The sequence below is a fragment of the Pseudomonas sp. GW821-FHT02A11 genome, from assembly GCF_059421985.1.
In genome coordinates, this window is record NZ_JBWKWB010000004.1 from 391,819 (window position 1) to 416,634 (window position 24,816).

21 protein-coding genes and 2 pseudogenes are annotated in these 24,816 nt (G+C 60.5%); 15 read left to right on the forward strand and 8 right to left on the reverse strand.

Translation table 11 applies throughout. From position 1 onward, the window contains the following. Positions 1 to 81 precede the first annotated feature (81 nt). The 4 genes from lpdA to brnQ all read left to right on the forward strand — a co-directional run bounded on the left by lpdA (position 82) and on the right by brnQ (position 5,593). Positions 82 to 1,521 carry a dihydrolipoyl dehydrogenase gene (gene lpdA, locus AC07V9_RS09265; RefSeq protein WP_495015419.1) on the forward strand — a complete coding sequence of 480 codons (1,440 nt, stop codon included), beginning with the start codon at positions 82 to 84 and terminating at the stop codon, positions 1,519 to 1,521. 202 nt (positions 1,522 to 1,723) lie between these two features. Next, entirely contained in the window at positions 1,724 to 2,890 is a 1,167-nt protein-coding gene (gene sucC, locus AC07V9_RS09270) for an ADP-forming succinate--CoA ligase subunit beta (protein ID WP_431745713.1), read from the forward strand. Continuing rightward, on the forward strand, positions 2,890 to 3,777 hold the full coding sequence (gene sucD, locus AC07V9_RS09275) for a succinate--CoA ligase subunit alpha (protein WP_495015420.1): 888 nt from the start codon (positions 2,890 to 2,892) through the stop codon (positions 3,775 to 3,777). Before sucC ends, sucD begins: the two co-directional genes overlap by 1 nt. A 502-nt stretch (positions 3,778 to 4,279) precedes the next feature. Continuing rightward, positions 4,280 to 5,593, forward strand: a complete 1,314-nt coding sequence (gene brnQ / locus AC07V9_RS09280; protein ID WP_495015421.1) for a branched-chain amino acid transport system II carrier protein — start codon at positions 4,280 to 4,282, stop codon at positions 5,591 to 5,593. A 97-nt stretch (positions 5,594 to 5,690) separates the two neighbouring features. Here the strand turns inward: brnQ and AC07V9_RS09285 are convergent, their stop codons facing one another. Beyond that, positions 5,691 to 5,945 (reverse strand): hypothetical protein, encoded by a 255-nt coding sequence (locus AC07V9_RS09285; RefSeq protein WP_495015422.1) that lies wholly within the window; start codon positions 5,943 to 5,945, stop codon positions 5,691 to 5,693. Between the two features lie 333 nt (positions 5,946 to 6,278). On the opposite strand from AC07V9_RS09285, the gene htpG reads away from it, so the two are divergent. Further along, complete coding sequence (htpG, locus tag AC07V9_RS09290; protein WP_495015423.1) at positions 6,279 to 8,183, forward strand: molecular chaperone HtpG; 1,905 nt, start codon at positions 6,279 to 6,281, stop codon at positions 8,181 to 8,183. Between the two features lie 78 nt (positions 8,184 to 8,261). Further along, a complete protein-coding gene (locus AC07V9_RS09295; RefSeq protein WP_495015424.1) occupies positions 8,262 to 8,987 on the forward strand; it encodes a dienelactone hydrolase family protein in 726 nt (241 codons plus the stop codon). Positions 8,988 to 9,191: 204 nt separating this feature from the next. On the opposite strand, the gene AC07V9_RS09300 is transcribed toward AC07V9_RS09295, so the two are convergent. Further along, a complete protein-coding gene (locus AC07V9_RS09300) occupies positions 9,192 to 10,055 on the reverse strand; it encodes a pirin family protein (RefSeq protein ID WP_495015425.1) in 864 nt (287 codons plus the stop codon). Positions 10,056 to 10,267: 212 nt separating this feature from the next. Between AC07V9_RS09300 and AC07V9_RS09305 the strand changes: the two genes are divergently transcribed. Then, positions 10,268 to 11,893, forward strand: a complete 1,626-nt coding sequence (locus AC07V9_RS09305; protein WP_495015426.1) for a methyl-accepting chemotaxis protein — start codon at positions 10,268 to 10,270, stop codon at positions 11,891 to 11,893. A gap of 433 nt (positions 11,894 to 12,326) precedes the next feature. Here the strand turns inward: AC07V9_RS09305 and fabB are convergent, their stop codons facing one another. From fabB to AC07V9_RS09325, 4 genes and pseudogenes are all read right to left on the reverse strand, one after another. Beyond that, complete coding sequence (gene fabB, locus AC07V9_RS09310; RefSeq protein WP_495015427.1) at positions 12,327 to 13,547, reverse strand: beta-ketoacyl-ACP synthase I; 1,221 nt, start codon at positions 13,545 to 13,547, stop codon at positions 12,327 to 12,329. A 10-nt stretch (positions 13,548 to 13,557) separates the two neighbouring features. After that, on the reverse strand, positions 13,558 to 14,073 hold the full coding sequence (fabA, locus tag AC07V9_RS09315; protein WP_274131384.1) for a 3-hydroxyacyl-[acyl-carrier-protein] dehydratase FabA: 516 nt from the start codon (positions 14,071 to 14,073) through the stop codon (positions 13,558 to 13,560). A 202-nt stretch (positions 14,074 to 14,275) separates the two neighbouring features. After that, positions 14,276 to 14,659: pseudogene (locus AC07V9_RS09320) on the reverse strand (response regulator); the annotation flags it as partial. Positions 14,660 to 14,724: 65 nt separating this feature from the next. Beyond that, positions 14,725 to 16,201 (reverse strand): annotated as a pseudogene (locus AC07V9_RS09325) (ATP-binding protein); the annotation flags it as partial. A gap of 296 nt (positions 16,202 to 16,497) precedes the next feature. Between AC07V9_RS09325 and AC07V9_RS09330 the strand changes: the two are divergent. From AC07V9_RS09330 to AC07V9_RS09365, 8 genes are all read left to right on the forward strand, one after another. Then, entirely contained in the window at positions 16,498 to 17,523 is a 1,026-nt protein-coding gene (locus AC07V9_RS09330) for an NAD(P)H-dependent glycerol-3-phosphate dehydrogenase (protein WP_495015428.1), read from the forward strand. Between the two features lie 40 nt (positions 17,524 to 17,563). Next, complete coding sequence (locus tag AC07V9_RS09335; protein WP_495015429.1) at positions 17,564 to 17,908, forward strand: DUF4389 domain-containing protein; 345 nt, start codon at positions 17,564 to 17,566, stop codon at positions 17,906 to 17,908. Then, a complete protein-coding gene (gene sixA / locus AC07V9_RS09340) occupies positions 17,905 to 18,363 on the forward strand; it encodes a phosphohistidine phosphatase SixA (RefSeq protein WP_495015430.1) in 459 nt (152 codons plus the stop codon). The genes AC07V9_RS09335 and sixA overlap by 4 nt, the downstream gene beginning before the upstream one ends. A gap of 184 nt (positions 18,364 to 18,547) precedes the next feature. Further along, positions 18,548 to 18,991, forward strand: coding sequence for a hotdog fold thioesterase (locus AC07V9_RS09345; RefSeq protein WP_495015431.1), 444 nt, complete (start codon positions 18,548 to 18,550; stop codon positions 18,989 to 18,991). A 112-nt stretch (positions 18,992 to 19,103) separates the two neighbouring features. Beyond that, positions 19,104 to 19,937 carry an alpha/beta fold hydrolase gene (locus AC07V9_RS09350; RefSeq protein WP_495015432.1) on the forward strand — a complete coding sequence of 278 codons (834 nt, stop codon included), beginning with the start codon at positions 19,104 to 19,106 and terminating at the stop codon, positions 19,935 to 19,937. Then, positions 19,934 to 20,788, forward strand: a complete 855-nt coding sequence (locus tag AC07V9_RS09355; RefSeq protein WP_495015433.1) for an alpha/beta fold hydrolase — start codon at positions 19,934 to 19,936, stop codon at positions 20,786 to 20,788. Before AC07V9_RS09350 ends, AC07V9_RS09355 begins: the two co-directional genes overlap by 4 nt. 149 nt (positions 20,789 to 20,937) lie before the next feature. Further along, a complete protein-coding gene (locus AC07V9_RS09360; RefSeq protein WP_495015434.1) occupies positions 20,938 to 21,756 on the forward strand; it encodes a DUF4892 domain-containing protein in 819 nt (272 codons plus the stop codon). Positions 21,757 to 21,855: 99 nt separating this feature from the next. Continuing rightward, positions 21,856 to 22,908 (forward strand): AI-2E family transporter, encoded by a 1,053-nt coding sequence (locus tag AC07V9_RS09365; RefSeq protein ID WP_495015435.1) that lies wholly within the window; start codon positions 21,856 to 21,858, stop codon positions 22,906 to 22,908. 58 nt (positions 22,909 to 22,966) lie between these two features. Here the strand turns inward: AC07V9_RS09365 and xopAW are convergent, their stop codons facing one another. Both xopAW and AC07V9_RS09375 read right to left on the reverse strand, forming a co-directional pair. Beyond that, the gene (gene xopAW, locus AC07V9_RS09370) at positions 22,967 to 23,839 is read right to left on the reverse strand and encodes a XopAW family type III secretion system calcium-binding effector (protein ID WP_495015436.1); all 873 of its coding nucleotides are present in this window, start codon (positions 23,837 to 23,839) and stop codon (positions 22,967 to 22,969) included. Positions 23,840 to 24,015: 176 nt separating this feature from the next. Then, the coding region (locus AC07V9_RS09375) for an IS110 family transposase (protein ID WP_495015437.1) at positions 24,016 to 24,816 on the reverse strand (801 nt) is incomplete at its 5' end.

Sequence of the window (24,816 nt, forward strand, 5' to 3'; positions counted from 1 at the left end):
AAGTCGCGAGTTGAATCTGCAGATCAACGCAGATCAGCTTGCAGCTTGCAGCTTAAAGCTTGTAGCTAAAGGAACTTTGTTATGTCCCAGAAATTCGACGTGGTAGTGATTGGCGCAGGCCCTGGAGGTTATGTGGCCGCCATCAAGGCTGCACAACTTGGTCTCAAGACTGCCTGCATCGAGAAGTATCAGGATAAAGAGGGCAAGCTGGCTCTCGGCGGTACCTGCCTGAACGTAGGCTGCATCCCTTCCAAGGCGCTGCTGGACAGCTCCTGGAAGTTCTATGAAGCGAAAAACCAGTTCAACGTGCACGGCATCTCGATCTCGGGCGACGTGAAAATGGACGTGCCGGCCATGGTCGGTCGCAAGTCGCAGATCGTCAAAGGCCTGACCGGCGGCGTTGCCAGCCTGTTCAAGGCCAACGGCGTCACTTCCCTGCAAGGCCACGGCAAACTGCTGGCCGGCAAGAAAGTCGAGCTGACCAAGCCTGACGGCACCACCGAAGTCATCGAAGCCGACAACATCATCCTGGCTTCCGGCTCGCGTCCGATCGACATTCCACCGGCTCCGGTCGACCAGAATGTCATCGTCGACTCCACCGGCGCCCTGGAATTCCCGGCTGTGCCTGAGCGTCTGGGCGTGATCGGCGCCGGCGTTATCGGTCTGGAGCTGGGTTCGGTATGGTCTCGTCTGGGTTCCAAGGTCACTGTTCTGGAAGCACTGGAGAAGTTCCTGCCAGCCGCCGACGAAGCAGTCGCCAAGGAAGCTCAGAAGACCTTCACCAAGCAGGGCCTGGACATCAAGCTGGGCGCTCGCGTGACCGGCTCGAAAGTCAACGGCAACGAAGTCGTTGTCAACTACACCGACAAGGACGGCGAGCAGAACATCACGTTCGACCGCCTGATCGTCGCTGTAGGCCGTCGCCCGGTGACCACCGACCTGCTGGCTTCGGACAGCGGCGTCGACATCGACGAGCGCGGCTTCATCTTCGTCAACGATCAGTGCGAGACCAGCGTTCCGGGTGTCTATGCGATCGGTGACGTGGTTCGTGGTCTGATGCTGGCACACAAAGCCTCGGAAGAAGGCATCATGGTGGTTGAGCGCATCAAGGGTCACAAGACCCAGATGAACTACGACCTGATCCCGTCGGTCATCTACACCCACCCGGAAATCGCGTGGGTCGGTAAGACCGAGCAGACCTTGAAGGCCGAAGGCGTTGAAGTTAACGTCGGTCAGTTCCCGTTCGCGGCCAGTGGCCGTGCAATGGCGGCGAACGACACCGGTGGTTTCGTCAAGGTAATCGCTGACGCCAAGACTGACCGTGTACTGGGTGTACACGTTATCGGTCCAGGCGCTGCAGAACTGGTTCAGCAGGGCGCTATCGGTATGGAATTCGGTACCAGCGCTGAAGACATCGGCATGATGGTCTTCTCGCACCCAACCCTGTCCGAAGCCCTGCACGAAGCGGCTCTGGCTGTGAATGGCGGCGCCATCCACATTCAGAACAAGAAAAAACGCTAAGAAAAACCACGACGGACCGCCCGTCGCAGGCCTTGCTCGCAAGGTCTGCCGCGGAAGGTCCGTTGGACTCGAACTCCCGGCGGATTTCGAAAGACCACGTCAGTGGTCATTCGGGACTTTCCGGGGGAAGCGGTCACAGGTGGTGCGGCACGCATAGACGAGCAGCACCGAAGCGCAGTACCTAACGAAGACGGTAATAAGCATGAATCTTCACGAGTATCAGGGTAAGCAGCTGTTTGCTGAATATGGCCTGCCAGTATCCAAGGGCTTTGCAGTAGACACCCCGGAAGCAGCAGCAGAAGCGTGCGACAAGATCGGCGGAACCGAGTGGGTCGTCAAAGCCCAGGTTCACGCCGGTGGTCGCGGTAAAGCGGGCGGCGTCAAGCTGGTTCGCAGCAAGGAAGACGCAGCTGCGTTCGCTCAACAGTGGTTGGGCAAGCGTCTGGTCACTTACCAGACTGATGCCAACGGTCAGCCAGTCACCAAGATCCTGGTTGAATCCTGCACTGACATCGCCAAAGAGCTGTACCTGGGCGCTGTAGTCGATCGTTCGAGCCGTCGTATCGTGTTCATGGCTTCCACCGAAGGTGGCGTGGACATCGAGAAAATCGCTCACGACACGCCTGAGAAGATTCTCAAAGCAACTATCGACCCACTGGTTGGCGCTCAGCCATTCCAGGGTCGCGATCTGGCATTCCAGCTGGGTCTGGAAGGCAAGCAGGTTGCCCAGTTCGCCAAGATCTTCACCGGTCTGGCCAAGCTGTTCCAGGACCATGACCTGGCCCTGCTGGAAGTGAACCCGCTGGTAATCAAGGCTGACGGCGATCTGCACTGCCTGGACGCCAAGATCAACATCGACGCCAATGCCATGTACCGTCAGCCAAAGCTGAAGGCTTTCCACGACCCATCGCAAGATGACCCACGTGAAGCCCACGCTGCCAAGTTCGAACTGAACTACGTGGCACTGGAAGGCAACATCGGCTGCATGGTCAACGGTGCTGGCCTGGCTATGGGTACCATGGACATCGTCAACCTGCACGGCGGCAAGCCAGCCAACTTCCTCGACGTAGGTGGTGGCGCTACCAAAGAGCGCGTGACCGAAGCATTCAAGATCATCCTGTCCGACACCAACGTCGCTGCAGTACTGGTCAACATCTTCGGCGGTATCGTTCGCTGCGACATGATTGCCGAAGGCATCATCGGCGCCGTGAAAGAAGTCGGCGTGAAAATCCCGGTTGTTGTTCGCCTTGAAGGCAACAACGCTGAGCTGGGCGCAGAAGTACTGGCAAAAAGCGGCTTGAACATCATCGCAGCTACCAGCCTGACCGACGCTGCTCAACAAGTCGTCAAAGCTGCGGAGGGCAAATAATGAGCGTCCTGATCAATAAAGACACCAAAGTTATCTGCCAGGGCTTCACCGGCTCGCAAGGTACTTTCCACTCCGAACAAGCCATTGCCTACGGCACCAAAATGGTTGGCGGCGTGACCCCAGGCAAAGGTGGCACCACTCACCTGAACCTGCCTGTGTTCAACACCGTTGCCGAAGCTGTCAAGGCAACCGGCGCTGATGCTTCGGTTATCTACGTTCCGGCTCCTTTCTGCAAAGACTCGATCCTGGAAGCTGCATTCGCCGGCATCAAGCTGATCGTCTGCATCACCGAAGGCATTCCTACCCTGGACATGCTGGACGCCAAGGTCAAGTGCGACGAGCTGGGTGTTACCCTGATCGGCCCTAACTGCCCAGGCGTGATCACTCCGGGCGAGTGCAAGATCGGCATCATGCCAGGTCACATTCACTTGCCAGGTAAAGTCGGTATCGTGTCGCGTTCCGGCACCCTGACTTACGAAGCTGTGAAGCAGACCACTGACGCCGGTTTCGGTCAGTCGACTTGCGTCGGTATCGGTGGTGACCCAATCCCGGGCTCGAACTTCATCGACATCCTGAAGCTGTTCCAGGAAGACCCGAAGACCGAAGCGATCGTCATGATCGGTGAGATCGGCGGTTCGGCTGAAGAAGAAGCGGCTGCCTACATCAAGGCAAACGTGACCAAGCCGGTTGTTTCCTACATCGCCGGTGTGACTGCTCCTCCGGGCAAGCGCATGGGCCACGCAGGTGCAATCATCTCCGGCGGCAAAGGCACTGCAGACGAGAAATTCGCTGCGCTGCAAGACGCAGGCGTTAAAACCGTGCGTTCGCTGGCAGACATCGGCAAAGCCCTGGCTGAGCTGACCGGTTGGGAAGTGAAGAAGGCCTGATCGCCCTCTGATCACTGCTTGATCGACAAAGGCCACCTTCGGGTGGCCTTTGTGTTTTCTGGGATTTGATTTTCACTAATGGCAAGGACGCACACGATGCTCCGTCTGGGTTGTTCCTGTAGGAGCAGTCGGAGGTTACGACGGCCCGGGCCGCGATCGGACGAAAGCGGTTTATCTGGATCAGATGTTTCGCCTGACACCCCCCTTTCGCCGCTGTCGCACAGCTCCGGTAGCTCCTACAGGTTCTGCGGTGACGGCTGTGGTTCGGTAACAAGCGCATTGCTGTAGGACATTTCCGAAATGCGACGTGAAAGTGCGTTCATCGGTCGTGCCGCCCTGCTTTAGTGCAGCAAATAGGGTAGGCTAGCCGCCATTTTGCGTGGTCGGCTTCCAAAAAGAGTCTTCGCGCCCAACGGGCCTGTCTTATAAGGACGGGCAGCATTTCCCTCGACCCATTGGGAAATCCTCCTCTTAATTCCGATTCTGCAGTGTGGTTTCTTTGATGAAAGTGTTGAAAGGCCAGGACATCCTGGCACTTGGCTTTATGACGTTCGCGTTGTTCGTGGGTGCTGGCAATATCATCTTCCCTCCTATCGTAGGCCTTCAGGCCGGTCCCCATGTGTGGATGGCCGCGCTGGGCTTTCTGGTGACTGCGGTGGGCCTTCCGGTGGTGACCGTCGTTGCGCTGGCCAAGGTCGGCGGCGCGATGGACGCCCTGAGCAGTCCGATCGGCAAGGTCGCCGGTACGGTACTTGCCGCGGTTTGTTACCTCTCGGTAGGCCCGCTCTTCGCGACCCCGCGTACTGCCACTGTTTCCTTCGAAGTTGGCCTGGCGCCGCTGACCGGCGAAAGCCCGCTCGCACTGTTTCTTTACAGCCTCGTCTACTTCCTGCTGGTGTTCTGGATCTCGCTGTATCCGGGGCGTCTGCTGGACACCGTTGGCCGTTTCCTCGCACCGTTGAAAATCATCGCGCTGGCCGTTCTGGGCATCGCGGCGTTCGCCTTGCCGGCCGGTGATGTCGGCACGGCTCAACCCGCTTATGTGGCGGCGCCGTTCTCCCAGGGCTTCATCAACGGTTACCTGACCATGGATACCCTGGGCGCGTTGGTGTTTGGCATCGTGATCGTCAATGCCATTCGTTCCCGTGGCGTTGACTCACCCCAGCTGATCACGCGCTACGCCATCATTGCGGGCCTGATCGCCGGTGTCGGTCTGGCGTTGGTGTACGTCAGCCTGTTCCGCCTGGGCTCGGACAGTCACGCGATTGCTGCTGACGCAAGCAATGGCGCTGCCGTGCTGCACGCCTACGTGCAACATACTTTCGGCTCGCTGGGCAGTGGTTTTCTGGCCGTGCTGATTTCCCTGGCCTGTCTGGTAACGGCGGTGGGCCTGACCTGCGCCTGTGCCGAGTACTTCAGCCGCTTGCTGCCGCTGTCGTACAAGACGCTGGTGATCCTGCTGGCTGCGTTTTCGCTGTTGGTGTCGAATTTGGGGCTGACGAAGCTGATCCAGTTCTCGATCCCAGTGCTGACGGCCATCTACCCGCCTTGCATTGCGCTGGTGGCACTGAGCTTCTGCAAGGATTTCTGGCAGTCGCAAGGCCGAATCGTCGCACCGGTCATGCTGGTGTCGCTGCTGTTCGGCATGGTTGATGCGCTCAAAGGGGCAGGGCTGGGTGATTACCTGCCGGCCGCGGCCGCTCATCTGCCGTTGAGCGAGCAGGGGCTGGCGTGGTTGATCCCGTCGCTGATCACGCTGTTCGGCGCGTTCGTGGTCGACCGCATGATCGGCAAGCGCAGCGAAGCGCTGGCCTGAGCACAGTGAGCGGCAGGGTGCAATTGCCCTGTCGTTCATTTATCGCCCAAAAATAAAGCCCGCATAATGCGGGCTTTATTTTTAGAAACTTTGGAACTTACGGCTTAGTTGTAGCAGGCGCCTGTTCGTTGGCCTCTTTGGCGCGCTCTTGAGCGGCTTCGGCATTCTTCTGGGCCGCTTCCTGGCTTTCTTTGGCGGCGTCGTTCACTTTGTCCTGGGCTTTTTGCATCGACTCTTGGGATTGCTGGGCAGCCTTGTTGGCATCTTGCTGTTTATCCTCGGATTTTTTGTCGCAGGCAGCGAGACCCAGGGTGGCAGAGAGCATGAGGGCAATGGCTAAAGTCTTACGCATGGGGTGTTTCTCCTTATTGAATATCTACGAGCCTTCGAACGCGCCGTTATTAACTTAGTTCCGTCTTTGCGCAGGATTGATCATTCGCTGTTTCAGGGGTGTTACGCCCCACCTCTGATCGGGGCTGATTAATCGTTTTTGCTCGCAAGCCTTTGCGCCCATCGTCCGATGAATACCGTTAGTTGCTCGTGAAGATTCATCAGGCCCCCACACCAGCCCTTGAAATCCTCCACCCAGCCCCCACCTTGATGACAACCCGCCGTCCGGCCCTGTGCTGTCGGGCTTATTGGACGGTATCCCTGATTCGTGTGGACTGATTGGAGTTTGATGACCATGAGTGTGGAAACTCAAAAGGAAACCCTGGGCTTCCAGACCGAGGTGAAGCAGCTGCTGCACCTCATGATCCATTCGCTGTATTCGAACAAGGAAATTTTCCTTCGCGAGCTGATTTCCAACGCTTCGGACGCCGTGGACAAGCTGCGCTTCGAAGCGCTGTCCAAGCCCGAGCTGCTGGAAGGCGGCGCCGAGCTGAAGATCCGTGTGAGCTTCGACAAGGCCGCGAAAACCGTGACTTTGGAAGACAACGGCATCGGCATGAACCGCGACGATGTGATCACCCACCTGGGCACCATCGCCAAATCCGGCACCGCTGATTTCATGAAGAACCTGACCGGCGATCAGAAGAAGGATTCGCACCTGATCGGCCAGTTCGGTGTGGGCTTCTACTCCGCCTTCATCGTTGCTGACAAGGTGGATGTGTACAGCCGTCGCGCAGGCACGCCTGCCAGCGAAGGCGTGCACTGGTCCTCCAAAGGCGAGGGCGAGTTCGAAGTCGCCACCATCGACAAGGCCGAGCGCGGTACGCGTATCGTCCTGCACCTCAAGGGCGCTGAAGACGAGTTCGCTGACGGCTACCGCCTGCGCAACATCATCAAGAAGTACTCCGACCACATTGCCCTGCCGATCGAGCTGCCAAAAGAGCAGATCGCTGTGGAAGGCGAGCCGGCACCGGAGCAAGAGTGGGAAACCGTCAACCGCGCCAGTGCCTTGTGGACCCGTCCTCGCACCGAAGTGAAGGATGAGGAATACCAGGAGTTTTACAAGCACATCGCCCACGATTTCGAGAACCCGCTGAGCTGGAGCCACAACAAGGTCGAAGGCAAGCTGGAGTACAACTCGCTGCTGTACGTACCGGCCCGTGCGCCGTTCGATCTGTACCAGCGTGAAGCACCGCGCGGCCTGAAGCTGTACGTGCAGCGCGTGTTCGTCATGGATCAGGCGGAGTCTTTCCTGCCGTTGTACCTGCGCTTTATCAAGGGCGTGGTCGACTCCAACGACCTGTCGCTGAACGTGTCTCGCGAAATCCTGCAGAAAGATCCGATCATCGATTCGATGAAGTCGGCGCTGACCAAGCGCGTACTGGACATGCTGGAGAAACTGGCGAAGAACCAGCCGGAAGAATACAAAGGCTTCTGGAAGAACTTCGGCCAGGTCATGAAAGAAGGCCCGGCCGAAGACTTCGCCAATAAAGAGAAGATCGCAGGCTTGCTGCGTTTCGCCTCGACCTCCGACGAGAGCGGCGAGCAGAGCGTATCCCTGGCGGACTACCTGGCGCGCGCCAAGGAGGGTCAGGACAAGATCTACTACCTGACCGGCGAAAGCTACGCGCAGGTCAAGAACAGTCCGCACCTGGAAGTCTTCCGCAAGAAAGGCATCGAAGTGCTGCTGCTGACCGACCGCATCGACGAGTGGCTGATGAGCTATCTCAGCGACTTCGACGGCAAGGGTTTCGTGGACGTCGCCCGAGGCGATCTGGACCTGGGCAAACTGGACTCCGAAGAGGACAAGAAAGCCCAGGAAGAAGTCGCCAAGGACAAGGAAGGTTTGATCGAGCGTTTGAAAACCGCGCTCGGCGATGCTGTCAGCGAAGTGCGGGTGTCCCATCGCCTGACCGATTCGCCTGCGATCCTGGCCATCGGTGAGCAGGACCTGGGCCTGCAGATGCGTCAGATCCTGGAAGCCAGCGGCCAGAAGGTGCCGGATTCCAAGCCGATTTTCGAATTCAACCCGACTCACCCGCTGATCGGCAAACTGGACAACGAGCAGAACGAAGAGCGCTTCGGCGAGCTGTCGCACATTCTGTTCGACCAGGCCGCGCTGGCGGCAGGCGACAGCTTGAAAGATCCGGCCGCTTACGTGCGCCGTTTGAACAAGTTGTTGGTCGAGCTCTCGGTTTAAGATCGAAACCAGTCAAAACCCGCTTCGGCGGGTTTTGTCATTTGATTAGCCCCACATTCTCAAAAGCAGGAGTCAGCAATGAGCAACGTTACTGTGCAGTCCGTGGTGTATCAGATTGACGGCCAGAGCTACGAGAGCCGCCTGGTGTTCAGCGAAGGCGCGAAAGCTGCGCCGGGCCTGGTGATGGCACCCAACTGGATGGGTATCAGCGAAGATGCCGAGCAGATTGCCAAGCAAGTGGCCAGTAAAGGCTATGTGGTGTTCCTGGCTGACCTGTACGGGCAGGGCGTGCGCCCGACCAATGCCGATCAGGCGCTGGCAGCGATGATGCCGCTGAAGAACGACCGCGCCTTGCTGAACAAGCGCATGCAGGCGGCGCTGGATCAACTGACCGCGCAATCGATCGCAGTCGTGGACAAGAACAGCCTGGCGGCCTTTGGCTTCTGCTTCGGCGGTTGCTGTGCGCTGGAACTGGCTCGCACCGGTGCTCCGCTGAAAGCGGCCGTATCGTTCCACGGCACTCTGGACACCACCAATCCGGCTGACGCGAACAACATCAAGGGCAAGGTTCTGGTGCTGCACGGCGCTTGCGACCCTCTGGTGCCGAAAGAACAGTTGCCAGCGTTCGAAGCCGAGATGAATGACGCCAACGTCGACTGGCAGTTGCTGAGCTACGGCGGCGCGTTCCACTCGTTTACCGACCCGCACGCGAACAACCCGGGTGTGCAGATGTACAACCCGACGGTGTCCAAGCGTGCATTTACGGCAATGCATAACCTGCTGGATGAAGTGTTCGCGGGTTAATACCGTCTCTATGAGATGTAGCTGACCCCTGTGGGAGCGAATTCATTCGCGAGATGGTGCAGCATCCGACACGTCGGCGTCGGATGTACTGGCCTCTCGCGAATGAATTCGCTCCCACAGGTTCTGCGTTCGACGTGAAGGGACTCTCGAGGGCGCCACCGCCGGCAAGCCGTGCTGCTACAGAGGTCGAGTGCCATTCAGGCGCTACTTTCTGCCCGCCGGCAACTCAATCCGTGCCACTTCTCCCGGCACGGTCGGCCAGTCTCCGGCCGCCCATTTCGCCCTGGCCTGATCGATCAGCGCTGGATCGCTGGACACGAAATTCCAGTTCATCCGCCTCGGCCCATCCAGCGGCGCGCCGCCAATCAGCACGGCGTGGGATTCGCTGTCGGCGCACAGTGTCGGTTCGCTGTCAGCATCCAACACCACAAGGCTGCGCGGCTCCACCGGCTCGCCATCGAGCGTCATGTCGCCCTCTATCACATACAGCGCACGCTGCTCATGTTCGGCGGGAATCAACAGCGTCGTCGCCGTCTGCATCTTCACTTCCGCGTACAGGGTAGGCGAGAGCACTGGCACCGGCGATTCCAGACAAAAGCCACTGCCTGCGATCATGCGGATCGCGATGCCCATGCTGTCACTCAACGGCAGGCTGGCAGCCGGGTGATGGCTGTAATGGCCGGGGCCTTGTTCATGCTCCTTTGGCGACGCCAGCCAGACCTGCAGGCCATGCATTCGCGAGCCACTGTCGTGCAGGGCCTGGGGCGTGCGTTCAATGTGGGCAATCGCGCTTCCGGAAGTCATCCAGCTCACTTCGCCGGGCATGACGTGTTGGTCGCTGCCCAGGCTGTCCTTGTGCTGAACCTGGCCTTCGAACAGGTAAGTCAGGGTCGACAGGCCGATGTGCGGGTGCTGGCGGATGTCCATGCCAGTCCCGGGGGAGTAGGTGGTTTCCAGCATGTGATCGAAAAACACGAACGGTCCGACGCTGCGGCACTGCGCGGAGGGCAGAGGACGCAGAATCGGCTGGCCTTCAACGTCTTCTGCACGGGGTTTGATGGTCAACATGTCATGGCTCTCGATGGGCTTGGCGACAGAGTACGAATCATAAACCCCATCGTCTGGATCGTCTGTGCTGCCTATTCCAGCCGAACGATGGTGATCGCGAGTCAGTCTCCAATAAATCTCGGAATTGTCCTACAGATCCTGACCCTCTCAGCCGATATTCGTGGCGTTGACCCGCCGCACTTTGAAGGCAGGATTTTGGGGAGGGACCCATTGTGACCGTACGAAATATGAATATTGCACCCCGTGCCGCGCTTGGCTTTGGTGTGCTGGCGTTGCTGGTGTTCGGTCTGGGGGCGTTTGCGCTGCTGCAGATGGCGAGCATGCGCAAACAGTCGGACCTGGTCGAAAACAAATGGCTGCCCAGCGTCATGGAGCTGGGTGCCATGGGGCAGGATTTGATGCGTATCCGTACGCTCACCCTGCGCCTGATGATTGGTCGCGATCCTGCGGCGCTGCAGGAAAACTACGACAAGATCGATCAGCTTAAAACCGGGCTGCAGGCTGCCGAGCAACGCTATGGCGCGCTGATCGAGTCGCCCCGCGAGCGTGAGCTCTATGGACAGTTTTCCACGGCCAAAGAGGCGTATTTTCAGCGTCAGGGGCGCGTGGTGGACTTGTCCAGGCAGAGCGATCTGGACGGCGCTACCCAAGTCATCAACGGAGAAATGAATCAGTTCGCCGACAAGATGACCCATGCCCTCAACGAACTCACTGCCCTGAACAAGCGGGGTGCGAGCGATGCTACGCAAGCCGCGCAGTCGGTGTTCGGCAGTGCCATCAGCTGGGTCACCTCCATGATGGTACTGACCGCGTTGATTACGCTGGTACTGGCCTGGGGTCTGACCCGCAGCATCGTTCAGCCGTTAGCGCAGGCGCTGGGGATCGCGCAGGTGATCGCGGCGGGTGATCTTACGGCGAGCATCGTGGTGCAGGGGCGAGATGAGCCTGCGCGTTTGCTGGAGGCGCTCAAGACCATGCAGCAAAGTCTGCGTCGCACGATCCTGCGGATTTCCGATTCATCGAATCAGCTGGCGTCGGCCTCGGAAGAGTTGAGCACGGTGACCGAGGATTCGACTCGCGGCCTGCATCAACAGAGCCTGGAAATCGATCAGGCGGCCACAGCGGTGAATCAGATGACCGTTGCGGTCGAGGAAGTGGCGCGTAACGCGGTGGCGACTTCCGAGGCCTCCGATGAGTCCGAGCGCATCGCCCAGCGCGGCCGTCAGCAGGTGCGCGAAACCGTTGACTCGATCAACTCCCTGGCTCATGACGTGACGCAAACCGGCGATCAGGTCGAGGTGCTGGCGCAGAAGGTCTACGGCATCAGCAAAGTGTTGGATGTAATTCGTTCGGTGGCCGAGCAGACCAACCTGCTGGCGCTCAACGCCGCCATCGAAGCGGCTCGGGCGGGGGAGGCGGGGCGTGGTTTTGCGGTAGTGGCCGATGAAGTGCGGGCGCTGGCTCATCGTACGCAGTCGTCGACCCAGGAGATCGAAACGCTGGTGGGCGATATCCGTCAAGGCACCGATCAGGCGGTGGCCGCGATGCAAGGCAGTAACAGCCGTGCGCGCTCGACCCTGGAACTGGCACAGTCGGCGGGCGTGGCGCTGGATGAAATCGCCACGGCGATTTCCCTGATCACCGATCGCAACACGGTTATCGCCAGTGCTTCGGAACAGCAGGCCCAGGTGGCGCGAGAGGTGGATCGCAACATCACCAACATTCGTGATCTGGCGTTGCAGAGTTCGGCGGGCGCCAACCAGACGGCGGCGGCCAGTCAGGATCTGTCGCGCCTGGCAACGGATTTGAACGCAATGGTGGGGGAGTTCGCGGTTTAAACCTGCAGACAACCTTTTTGGGGGCCGGCTTGCGGCCCCTGAGGGCGTATCTGTCGCACCGAGAGCTCAACCTGTGCAACTCAACCTTTGTGAGCGAATTCATTCGCGATGCGGCGGTGCAGTCGATGCATCTTCATAGCCTGATGCATTTTCGCGAATGAATTCGCTCCCACAGGTTAAGGTCTGTTTACGGCTTAAGGTCAGTGGTGAAATGAAGATGATTCAGAGCTTGGCCGAGTGGGTTCAGATGGCCCGGATCTTCCTCTGTGGGAGCGAATTCATTCGCGATGCGGTGGTGCAGTCGATAGTGATGCAGCGGATGTACGGGCCCCCTCGCGAATGACTTCGCTCCCACAGTGGGGCGTCTCTGTAGGACAGATATAAAAAAGGCGCCTCGAAAGGCGCCTTTTTCACATGCGGGGATCGGCCTGAATTACTTGCCGGTCCAGCGCTTCATGACCAGCGTGGCGTTGGTGCCGCCGAAGCCGAAGCTGTTGCTCATGACCAAGTTGATCTCGGCGTTTTCACGCGTCTTGGTCAGGATTGGCAGATCAGCCACTTCCGGGTCCAGTTCGTCGATGTTCGCCGAACCGGCCATGAAGTTGCCTTCCATCATCAGCATGCAGTAGATCGCTTCGTGAACGCCGGCGGCGCCCAGGGAGTGACCCGACAGGCTCTTGGTCGAGCTGATGGCCGGAGCGTCGGTGCCGAACACTTCACGCACGCCTTTCATTTCCGCGACGTCGCCGACCGGGGTCGAGGTGCCGTGGGTGTTCAGGTAGTCGATCTTGCCCTCAACAGTGGACAGCGCCTGCTGCATGCAGCGGATGGCGCCTTCGCCGCTTGGCGCGACCATGTCGTAGCCGTCGGAGGTTGCGCCGTAGCCAACCAGTTCGGCGTAGATCTTCGCGCCACGGGCCAGCGCGTGCTCCAGCTCCTCGACCACGACCATGCCGCCGCCGCCGGCGATGACGAAACCGTCACGGTCTGCGTCGTAGGCGCGGGAGGCCTTTTCAGGGGTTTCGTTGCGCTTGCTGGACAGGGCGCCCATGGCGTCGAACAGGAACGACTGACTCCAGTGCTCTTCTTCACCGCCACCGGCGAAGACGACGTCCTGCTTGCCCATCTGGATCTGTTCCATGGCGGTCCCGATGCAGTGAGCACTGGTGGCGCAGGCAGAAGCGATGGAGTAGTTCAGGCCCTTGATCTTGAACGGCGTCGCCAGGCAAGCCGAAACGGTGCTGCTCATGGTGCGGGTCACGCGGTACGGACCGACGCGCTTGACGCCTTTCTCGCGCAGGATGTCCAGCGCTTCCATCTGGTTGAGGGTCGACGCGCCGCCGGAGCCTGCGATCAGGCCGGTACGCGGGTTGGACACCTGCTCTTCGGTCAGGCCCGAGTCCTTGACCGCGTCCTGCATCGCCAGATAGGCGTAGGCAGCAGCGTGACCGACGAAACGATAGATCTTGCGATCGATCAGTTCCTCGAGGTTGAGGTCGATCGATCCCGACACCTGGCTACGCAGGCCCATTTCGGCATATTCCGGATTGAAACGGATGCCAGGGCGGCTTGCACGCAGGTTGGCGGAAACGGTGTCTTTGTCATTGCCCAAGCAGGAAACAATGCCCAGACCAGTGATAACGACGCGGCGCATGCGAATACCCTTAGAAATTGTCAGTGGAGGTGAACACGCCGACACGCAGGCCTTCGGCGGTGTAGATTTCGCGGCCGTCCACGGTCACCGAACCGTCGGCAATGGCCAGGTTCAACTTGCCCTTGAGGACGCGCTTGATTTGGATGTTGTAGGTGACTTTCTTGGCGGTCGGCAGGACCTGGCCAAAGAACTTGACTTCGCCCGAGCCCAGCGCACGGCCGCGGCCTGGCAGACCTTGCCAGCCCAGAAAGAAACCGACCAGTTGCCACATGGCATCGAGGCCCAGGCAACCTGGCATCACTGGGTCACCTTCGAAGTGACAGCCGAAGAACCACAGGTCTGGAGTGATGTCCAGTTCCGCGACCAATTCGCCTTTGCCGTACTTGCCGCCTTCTTCGCTGATATGGGTGATCCGGTCGATCATCAGCATGTTGGGGGCGGGCAGTTGCGCGTTACCTGGACCGAACAGCTCGCCGCGACTGCAGCGCAGCAGATCTTCCCGGGTAAAGGCGTTTTGTTTGGTCATGCGAGCTCCTCGATAATCCTGTGCGGCTGGGTAGATCCCAGTCTGACCAGCGGGTCATTCCACTGCTGGCAGCCTACTCATAGACTATTGCGTTGTAGTGAAAGTCACAGCACAGGTGAAATGAATGTACACCTGTACACTGAAATTGTCCGTTCGCGCGACCGCTCGGGTCGATCACGGCACACAAGACTGCCGCAATTTATCATTTATCGCCAGTCGCAGATGGCTTAATGGTCAACCAACGTTGCAAAACCTGCTGCAGATCAGTGCGTTTGAAGGGTTTGGCCAGGTAATCGTTCATTCCGGCCTGCAGGCACAAATCGCGGTCGCCGTGTCGGGCGTTGGCGGTCAGGGCGATGATCGGCAGCGTCTCAAGATTGGGCAGCTGGCGAATGCGCCGGGTGGCTTCGTAGCCGTCCATCACCGGCAGGCGGCAGTCCATCAGGATCAGTGCATATTTTTCCTTGCTGGCCATGCTCACCGCCTCGGCGCCGTCTCCCGCCACGCTCACCTGCAGACCCAGGCTGCGCAACATGGCCTCGACTACGGTGCGGTTGACCGGGTTGTCCTCGACCAGCAACACGCAGCCATCGCGCTCTTGTGGCATTTCGCCTACAGCGCCGGTCATCGGCGACGGTTCCTCCTGTGCTACCCGTTGCAGGGGGATCTGCAAGGTGAACACCGAGCCCAGGCCTTCGCTGCTCTGGGCTTGCAGCGAGCCGCCCATGCGTTCGGCGAGGTTGCGGGCGATGGGCAGGCCCAATCCGGTGCCGCCGTAACGTCTTGAAATGGAATTGTCCGCCTGCTGAAACGCATCGAACATGGATTCGAGCAACTGCGCCGAGATGCCAATGCCGCTGTCGCGCACGGCGCAGGTGAACAGGATGTGCTGCGCGTCGGTCTGCTGCCACGAAGTCTCGACCCGCACGCTGCCGAATTCGGTGAATTTCAGCGCGTTGCCGATCAGATTGACCAGGATCTGCCGGATGCGCGTCGGATCGCCCTTGACCCGCAACAGGTCCAGCCCGGGCGGTAGATCCAGCTCAAGGGCAAGACCGCGCTGCTGGGCGTTGTGGGCAAAGGCCTGGACCGAAGTGGCGATCAGGTCGGCGAGGTTGAAGGCGATGTTTTCCAGCTCCAGTGCATCGCGCTCGAAGCGCGAGAAGTCGAGGATGTCGTTGATCACCCGCAGCAGGTGCTCGGTGGACTCGGTGGCCAGTGCCGCGTATTCGGCCTGTTCCTCGGTCATTTTGGTGGTTTCCATCAGCTGCAGCATGCCCAGTACGCCATTCATGGGGGTGCGCAGTTCGTGGCTCATCATCGCCAGAAATTCGGATTTGGCACTGTTGGCGCGCTCGGCTTCTTCACGGGTGCGGATCAACTCGTCCATGGCCTTTTTCTGCTCGCGACTGGCTTTCTCCAGCCCCAGCGCAAGGTTATTGATGTGCCGCGCCAGATCGCCCAGCTCAGCGTCATCGGCCACCGGTAAGGGCGCCGTGTAATCGCCGTGCTGAATGGCCTTGACCGCATCGCTCATGGCGCTGATCGGCTGGGACAAACTCAACGACAGGCGGCGCGCCAGGATGTAGGTAAATAGCAGGGCGAAGAGGGCGAGGATGCCGGCCTTGAGCAGGATTTCCTGTTCGCGCAGGTTAAAGGCGTCGCTGGACATGCCCACCAGCACGCGGCCCAGATAATCCTCGACGGGCACGCTGGCGATGTCTTCGGCGTCTTCCAGGTGGTTGCCGTCGGACTTGACCTGCTGCAGGCGGATCGGCGCCTGAAACACTTCCAGTTGCCGCGCATGGGCGTTGTTGGCGGTCTGTTCGACGTGGACCAGCACCTTGCCCGTGCTGTCCTGCACCTCCAGAAACCGCACATGCGGCGTGCTCATGGTGGCCTTCATCAGGCTTTCCAGCACGTCGTCGTTGCCGACGATCACGCCGTATTCGGAGGCCGGTGCCAGCTGGTTGGCGATCAATTGCCCGGTGTGGGTGAGTTCTTGGCGCAGGTCCTGGATGCGCACCACCGTGAAGAAGCTGATCAGTAGCAATGTCAACAGCAAGGCGGGCCCCAGGCTAAGGATCTGCGTACGGGTGCTGATGTTCCAGCCGCGCTGCGCCGTCACGGTTCGTTGCCCACAGTCTTGAGCGCCGCCTGCATCATTGGGGTAGACGTCCGGGGAGGGCAGAGGGTTGTGTCATCGAGTGATCTCATCGGGAGCGCCCTAACGATAGCTCATCGAAGGCGCTGTGGAATTTTCATCCGGTGCGCGCATCTTAACCGAGCCGCGGGGAATTTCCTTGTGAAGAGTCGGGTGTCTGCCGTCGATTTCCCGCTGTCGTGTTTTGCCGCTGGTGGCGAGCACGGCGCTCCGTATAATGCTGCCATCGCCAGTTCTGATGGCTCTAGATGGATTGTTTTATGACCCAACAGCAACCGATCGCAGTTCTGGGTGGTGGCAGCTTCGGGACGGCCGTGGCCAACCTGCTGGCCGAGAACGGTCATCGGGTCCTGCAATGGATGCGCGACCCCGAGCAGGCCGAGGCGATTCGTGTCAATCGCGAGAACCCGCGCTACCTCAAGGGCATCAAGGTGCTCGATGCGGTGGAGCCGGTGACCGACCTGCAGAGCACCCTGAGCCAGAGCCAGCTGGTGTTCGTCGCCCTGCCGTCCAGTGCGCTGCGTAGCGTGCTCACCCCCCATGTCGAACTGCTCACGGGCAAGATGCTGGTCAGCCTGACCAAAGGCATCGAGGCGCAGACCTTCAAGCTGATGAGCGAAATCCTCGAAGACATCGCCCCCCAGGCGCGCATTGGCGTGCTGTCCGGCCCCAACCTTGCTCGCGAGATCGCCGAACACGCGCTGACCGCCACCGTGGTAGCCAGTGAAGACGATGAACTGTGCCGGGAAGTGCAGGCCGCTCTGCATGGCCGTACCTTCCGCGTGTACGCCAGCACCGACCGCTTCGGCGTGGAGCTGGGCGGGGCGCTGAAAAACGTCTACGCAATCATCGCCGGTATGGCCGTGGCGCTGGGCATGGGCGAGAACACCAAAAGCATGCTGATCACCCGCGCGCTCGCCGAAATGACCCGCTTTGCCGTGAGCCAGGGCGCCAACCCCATGACCTTCCTGGGCCTGGCCGGTGTCGGCGATCTGATCGTCACCTGTTCGTCGCCCAAGAGCCGCAACTATCAGGTGGGTTTCGCCCTGGGCCAAGGGCTGAGCCTGGATGAAGCCGTGACTCGCCTGGGCGAAGTGGCGGAAGGCGTCAATACGCTAAAGGTGCTCAAGGCCAAGGCGCAGGAGTTGCAGGTCTACATGCCGCTGGTCGCGGGCCTGCATGCGATTCTCTTCGAAGGGCGCACGCTGGAGCAGGTCATCGAACTGCTGATGCGCGCCGAACCCAAGACCGACGTCGATTTCATTTCAACCAGTGGTTTCAACTGATTTCAGTGCACCTGTGTTTTCTAGCTCAGTGGAGAAGCTCTTGAACGAGTCAAAATTCAAGCAACACGAATCGATCCTGCTGCGCATCCTGTGGATGGTGGTGTTTGTGGTGGTCTGGCAGGTCGCGGAACTCGTGCTGGCGGTGGTGGTGCTGGTGCAGTTGGCCTACCGCCTGTTCTACGGCGCGCCGAGCCTGAGCCTGATGTCTTTCGGCGACAGCCTGAGCCAGTTCCTTGCGCAGATCGGTCGCTTCGGCACCTTTCACACCGACCAGAAACCCTGGCCGTTCGCCGACTGGCCTGCACCTCGCGCGCCGGAAGGCGAGGCGCCACACAAAGTTCCCGCCGCTGCCCATCCGGTACGCGATGAGGAGCCCAAGCTATGAAATTGTGGATTCTGCGTCATGGCGAAGCCCAGAACCGGGCCCGCACCGACGCCGAACGCGAGCTGACTGCCAATGGCCGCGAAGAAGTTCTGACCAGCGCCGCGCAGCTGATGGGCCAGCCGCTGCGCTGGATTATCGCCAGCCCCTACGTGCGCGCCCAGCAAACCGCTGAGCTGGTGCGTCAGGCGCTGGGTTTTGCCGACTCGGTCGTCACCGTGCCCTGGCTCACCCCGGACAGCGACCCGCGCAAGGTGCTGGACAACCTGGACCTGTACGCGTCCGACGACGTGTTGCTGGTCAGTCACCAACCGCTGGTGGGGTCGCTGATCGGTCTGGCGGTGCATGGCAATGTGCAACAGGCCCACGCGATGCACACGGCCAGTCTGGCCGAGCTGGAGGCGGATTTTCCGTTGGCGGGGGCGATGAGCCTGATCGGTGTGCGGCATCCGGTCTGATCCCCGAATATTGCTGACGGCGGATGATTCTGTGGGAGCGAATTCATTCGCGAGACGTCGGTACAGCCGGTGCATATTTGTCGTCCCTACCATCGCATCGCGAATGAATTCGCTCCCACAGGTATCACGCTCGGCGAATCTGTGTGGTGCGCTTCAATAACACCTCAAATAATAAGGAAATACCATGAGCCTCTGGCGTGAAACCCCCAACCTCGAAGCCCTCAACGCGATGCAGAAAAACACCATCGGTGAGCTGCTGGACATCCGTTTCGAGGCGTTCGACGAGCAGTCGCTGACGGCCAGCATGGTGGTCGATCATCGCACCCATCAGCCCTACGGCCTGCTGCACGGCGGCGCATCGGTGGTGCTGGCGGAAACCGTCGGCTCGTCGGCCAGCTACCTGGCCATCGACACCAGCAAGTACTTCTGCGTGGGCCTGGAAATCAACGCCAACCACCTGCGCGGCCTGCGCAGCGGTCGGGTCACGGCGGTGGCGCATCCGGTGCACATCGGTCGCACCACCCACGTCTGGGACATCCGCCTGACCAGCGACGACGGCAAGGCCAGCTGCATCTCGCGCCTGACCGTCGCGGTCGTTCCGCTGGGCGAGCAGCCGCCAGCACGCTGATTGCGACGCGTCATGACCGGAGTGTCATCACCGATGGCAGTTCCGGTCATTGCTGGCGCACGACGCCGATGCGCACAATTGCATCCTGATCGGGATTTCTGGACGCGCCGGCATGACCCAACACGTATTTTTCGCTCACGCCAATGGCTTCCCGTCTGCCACGTACGGCAAGCTGTTCGCCGCTCTGGGCGAGGAATTCCAGGTCACTCATCTGGCCCAGCATGCCCACGACCCACGTTTCCCGGTGACAGACAATTGGCCCAATCTGGTCGATGAGCTGATCCATCATCTGCGCGAACAACCGCAACCGGTCTGGGGTGTCGGGCATTCCCTAGGCGGCGTGTTGCATTACCACGCGGCATTGCGTCATCCCGAGCTGTATCGCGGCGTGGTGATGCTCGATTCGCCTGTGCTCACGCGCTTCGATCAATGGATGATTCGCGCGGCCAAACGCTTCGGTTTCATCGATCGCATCACCCCGGCCGGGCGCACGCTGGGACGTCGCGAGGTGTTCAGCGACCTGGACGCGGCCCGCAATTATTTCTCCGGCAAGACCTTGTTCCGGCGCTTCGATCCCGAGTGTTTCGAGGCGTATCTGTTGCATGGCCTGCAAGCCGACGGCGCGCAGTTGCGCCTGCGCTTCGACCCGGCCACCGAGATCAGCATCTACCGCAGCGTGCCCCACACCAGCCCCGGCATGGCCCGTCATCTGCGGGTGCCGCTGGCGATGGTGCGGGGCGAGCACAGCGATGTGGTGCGCCGCCATCATGCGCTGTCGGTGAAAAGCATGCGCGAAGGCGAGTATCTTTCGGTACCGGGCGGGCACATGTTCCCGCTGGAGTACCCCGAGGACACCGCGCAGATGCTCAAAAACCTGTTTTCCCGCTGGGCCGATCGTGCCCGCTCGGCCAACGACACCCAGACCCGCCAGCGAGCCCGGGCATGACCTGCTCCGTTGAAGAAGTTCGCCTGAGCCTGCCTCACATCGAACTGGCGGCGCACCTGTTCGGCCCCCAGGACGGTCATCCGGTGATTGCTCTGCACGGCTGGCTGGACAACGCCAACAGCTTCGCGCGCCTGGCGCCCAAGCTCAAAGGCCTGCGCATTCTGGCATTGGACATGGCCGGTCATGGCCATTCGGATCATCGTCCGCCCGGTGCCGGTTACGCGCTGCCGGATTACGCCCATGACGTGTTGCAGGTGGCGCAGCAAATGGGCTGGGAGAAATTTTCCCTGCTCGGCCACTCCCTGGGGGCCATCGTTTCGGTGATCGTCGCCGGCGCCTTGCCTGACCGCATCAACCGCCTGGCCCTGATCGACGGGTTGATTCCGCCACTGGGCGAGCCGGAAAGCGCCGCCGAACGAATGGGCGCGGCGTTGCAGGCGCAGCTGGCGCAGTCGAGCAAGCGCAAGCCGGTCTACGCCGAAATGGACCGAGCGGTCGAAGCGCGCATGAAGAGCGTGGTGGCGGTCAGTCGTGAGGCTGCCGAGTTGCTGGCTCAGCGCGGTTTGATGCCGGTGCCCGGCGGCTACACTTGGCGCAGCGACAGTCGCCTGACCCTGGCCTCGGCGACGCGTCTGACGCGGGCGCAGGCGCTTTCCTTCGTGAACGCCATCCGCTGTCCTGCACAGTTGCTGGTGGCCGAGGAGGGCATGCTGGCGCAGAACAAAGAGCTGCTGGCGAGCGTGCCGTTTCAGGTGACTGCACTGCCCGGCGGGCACCATCTGCATCTGAATGACGAGGCGGGCGCCTGCCTTGTTGCAGACTGTTTCAATCGGTTCTTCGCCGTTTCTTGACTTGCGCATCGCAACTGTCGAGGCTGGGCGAGTTGAAACAGGAGACAGCAGATGGACCACTGCCCACGCACACATTGTTCACCTCCCTGCGCGCCGCACACTTGTGCGGCATTTGTTTGTCCGCCGATTGCCGTCCGATGAGAGCCACCATGCATTTACCCCGTGCGCTCGCGTTGCTCCTGAGCCTGAGCGGTTATGTCGGGCTCGGTCAGGCGGCCGATGTCGCGGCAAGCCAGGATTTCGCCAACCTGCCAAGGCCCACCGACGCGGAAATCGTCGATTACCGGCCCGCTGCCGAGCTTGAACGCATCTATCCGATGGGCTCGATTCGCAAGATCAGCGGCCAGTTGCGCTTCGATGGCCAGGTGTCGGCCCGTGGTAGCGCGACGTCCGTCACCTATGAGTTACCACCCGAACGCACCGCCGATGAGGCGTTTACCGCTGCCCGTGAAGCGCTGCAGAAGCAGGATGCGCAGTTGCTGTTCTGGTGTCAGGCACGCGATTGTGGCGAGAGCAGCCTGTGGGCCAACGAGGTTTTCGGCAATGCGAGGCTGTATGGCGCCGACAGCGGTCAGGCTTACCTGCTGTTGCGTCTCGCCGCACCGAACGACAACGCGCTGGTGGCACTGTACAGCGTCACCCGGGGCAATCGCCGCGCCTATCTGCATGTCGAGCAGTTCCAGGCCAATGCGCCGTTGGGCGAATTGCTGCCGACTTCCGCGACCTTGCTGCGAGAACTGAAAAGCACGGGTGAGCTGGACCTGCCGATGCTCGACGTAGCCCCTGCCGAGCCATGGACGACCTTGCTGTCACGGGGCTTGAACCTGGACAGCAGCCTGCGCGTGAGCCTTTCAGGCGCGCAGAGCGAGGCCTGGCGCGAGGCCTTGATCGGTAAAGGCGTGCGAGCGGCACGTCTGGAAGGCGGCACTCGCGAGGCTCACGGGTTGCTCATCGAACTGATTCGCTGAAACGCGCTCTATCTCCAGCGTTTCACGCTTTAAACGCGGCGAGCGACGACGTTCGCCGTTATGCTCAAGTTCCTGGACTTCTCTTCTACGGAATGAACCATGCTCAATAACGATCGCCTGTTGGTGCAGATTCTGCTGCTGGCGCTGCTCGGTGCCTGCCTGTGGGTCATGGCGCCGTTCTGGTCGGCGCTGTTCTGGGGCGCGGTGCTGGCCTTCGCCAGTTGGCCGCTGATGCGCCTGCTGACCCGCGCACTCAAAGGCAGGGAATCCCTGGCCGCTGGCATTCTGACCATTGGCTGGATGCTGCTGGTGGCAGCTCCCTTGGTGTGGCTGGGTTTCAACCTCGCCGATCACGTCCGCGACGCCACGGTGTTCGTCAAGGACGTACAGGTCGATGGCCTGCCTGATCCGCCCACCTGGCTGGGCAGTATTCCGCTGGTGGGCGAACGATTGGTGGGCTACTGGACCACCATCGATCAGCAGGGCGCAGCGTTGCTCGCCAGCATCAAGCCATACCTGGGGCAGGTGGGCAACTGGCTGCTGGCGCGCAGCGCGCAGATCGGCGGCGGTATTCTTGAGCTGACCCTGAGCATCGTCTTCGTGTTCTTTTTCTATCGCGATGGCCCGCGAGTGGCGGCGTTTGTGCTCAGCCTGCTGGAGCGACTGATCGGCGACCGGGCGCAGTATTACGTCGATCTGGTGGCTGGCACGGTTCAGCGGGTGGTCAACGGCGTGATCGGCACGGCAGCGGCTCAAGCGATTCTGGCGCTGATCGGCTTCCTGATCGCCGGGGTGCCGGGAGCCTTGGTGCTGGGCATAGGCACCTTTTTGCTGAGCCTGGTGCCCATGGGCCCGCCGCTGATCTGGATTCCGGCCACGGCGTGGCTGGCCTGGAAGGGCGAATACGGAATGGCGGTGTTTCTCGGGCTGTGGGGGACGTTCATCGTCAGTGGCGTCGATAACGTGCTCAAGCCTTACCTGATCAGCCGGGGCGGCAACCTGCCGTTGGTGATCGTGTTGCTCGGGGTGTTTGGCGGGTTGCTGGCGTTTGGCTTTATCGGCCTGTTCATTGGCCCGACGTTGCTCGCCGTGGCGTACAGCCTGGTGCTCGATTGGGTAGCAGACAGCCGCGGGCGGCCATTGCCGAAATAGCTGATGGGTATCCACTTGAAACCGCTGCCGGGCAGACGTCCGGCGGCGGTTTTTTGCATCAGGCGGACGTGCTCAGGTACTTGCCCGCTGTCGCTGTGCTGTTGAGGTTGTAGCGATCACTCAGGGCCGCGACCATGCGATTCAGGGCTTCGGTGGCCTGGGTCGTGGTGCTCTGCGGTTGTGCAGAGCTGTCCGGCTTGAGCGCGGCGGTCAGTTCGTCAGTGCTGACGTCGCCACTGCTGTCGGCGTCCAAAGCGCTGAACAGCGAATTGACCGGGTCGCTGCTCGTAGTGCTGGTGCTGCTCGACGCGCTGTTGCTCTGCAGGGCGCTGGTCAGCTCGGCAGCGGTGATGCTGCCATCGCCGTCACTGTCCAGGCTGCTGAACAGATCGCTGGCGTCTTGCGTCGGCGGTGGTGGTGGCTGCTGGGTCTGCAGGCTGGCGGTCAGTTCTTCGAGGCTGACGGTGCCGTCCTTGTTGGTGTCCAGGGCATCGAACACCTGAGAGCTATTGGCGCTGCTGTCGGTGTTGCTCAGTGCGGCGGTCAACTCGTCGCTGCTGACGCTGCCGTCACCGTCGGTGTCCAGCGCGCTGAGCAGGTCCTGCGCTTCATCGGCGGCGGAACCGGCGTCCATCTGCATGGGCGGCGGAGGAGGCGGGGTCAGCGAGGCCAGCTCATCGGCGTCCAGACTGTCATCGTCGTTGCTGTCCAGATCGCCAAATGCCTTGCTCAGACTGACGGTGATGCCGTCTTTGGAATCCGAGGACAGGGCCGAGCCCAGCTCGTCCTTGTCGATGCTGCCGTCGCCATTGGTGTCGAGCTTCTTCAGCAGCTCGTCGGCGAATTTCTTGCTGTTGCCGGTGGCGCTGGTGCTGCTGTTCGAACTGACGTAGCTGGAATAACTACTGCTGCCGCTGATGCCTGTGACCATCGGACTGACTCCCCATCAGATGAATGAAACCGGCACAGTGCACCGGCTTATGCAGCGTCGACGGTGCGGGTGTCGTGGGTATGTGGGGTTTGTAACGGGGGGCATACGTGCCGTTGCAGTGGCAACATCGGCGTCGCAAAAATGCGTGCCTGGCGAAGTTTCAGCTGTAGGAGATTCTATGTTTGGGGGGCAACCCCCAAACGTCTGGCAGGGTCGTAATCCTGCTTTTTCTTCAGCAACGAATAGGCGACTCCCGCTATTTTTCTCATCAAGATCGTCAACGCCTCCGTTCTGGCCTTGCCCTCCCTTACTTTCTTTTCGTAATACGGGTTCCACGTCGTTGATCGACAGGCGGCCATCGCGGCGTTGAAGCCTAACCGTCGCACCTCCGGGTCACCCTTTTTACTTAGCCTACGTCGACCCGATTTATTTCCTGAGTCCGACACCCGCAAATCCAGCCCCAGGTAGGCTATATAGGCGTCCGCGCTCTTGAACTCGCCCCGAAGAAATGCGGCAAACAGCGCTGTAGCGGTCAGGAACCCTACACCTTCGATCTTCTGGCAACGCTTGACCTGGTCCAGCTCACCGAACTCGACCAACACGTCCTTGAGCTGCTTTTCGATGCTTTTCACCAGATGGTTGAAGCGGCGCATCAGCTTCTCGAACTCCTTCCTGAGCGCCACTTCCTCTCTCCAGCTTTGTCGCAGCGAGGTCTGGCTGGCGACCAGCGACGCTCTGCGATGCAGCAGATGCTTAAGCCGGGTATGCAACACCGGTGGCGGGCTCCACTGGCGCAATTCGTCGCCTTCCTTTTCCAGGTAGCGAGCCAGCAAGTGCGCATCGCATGCATCTGTTTTGGCACGCTTACCAAGGCTGTCGCGATATTTATTGACGCGAGCGGCGTCAACGACAAACAACCGATGCCCCATGCCATGGGCGAGTTCCACCAGATCAAGGTGGTAGGTATTGGTCGCTTC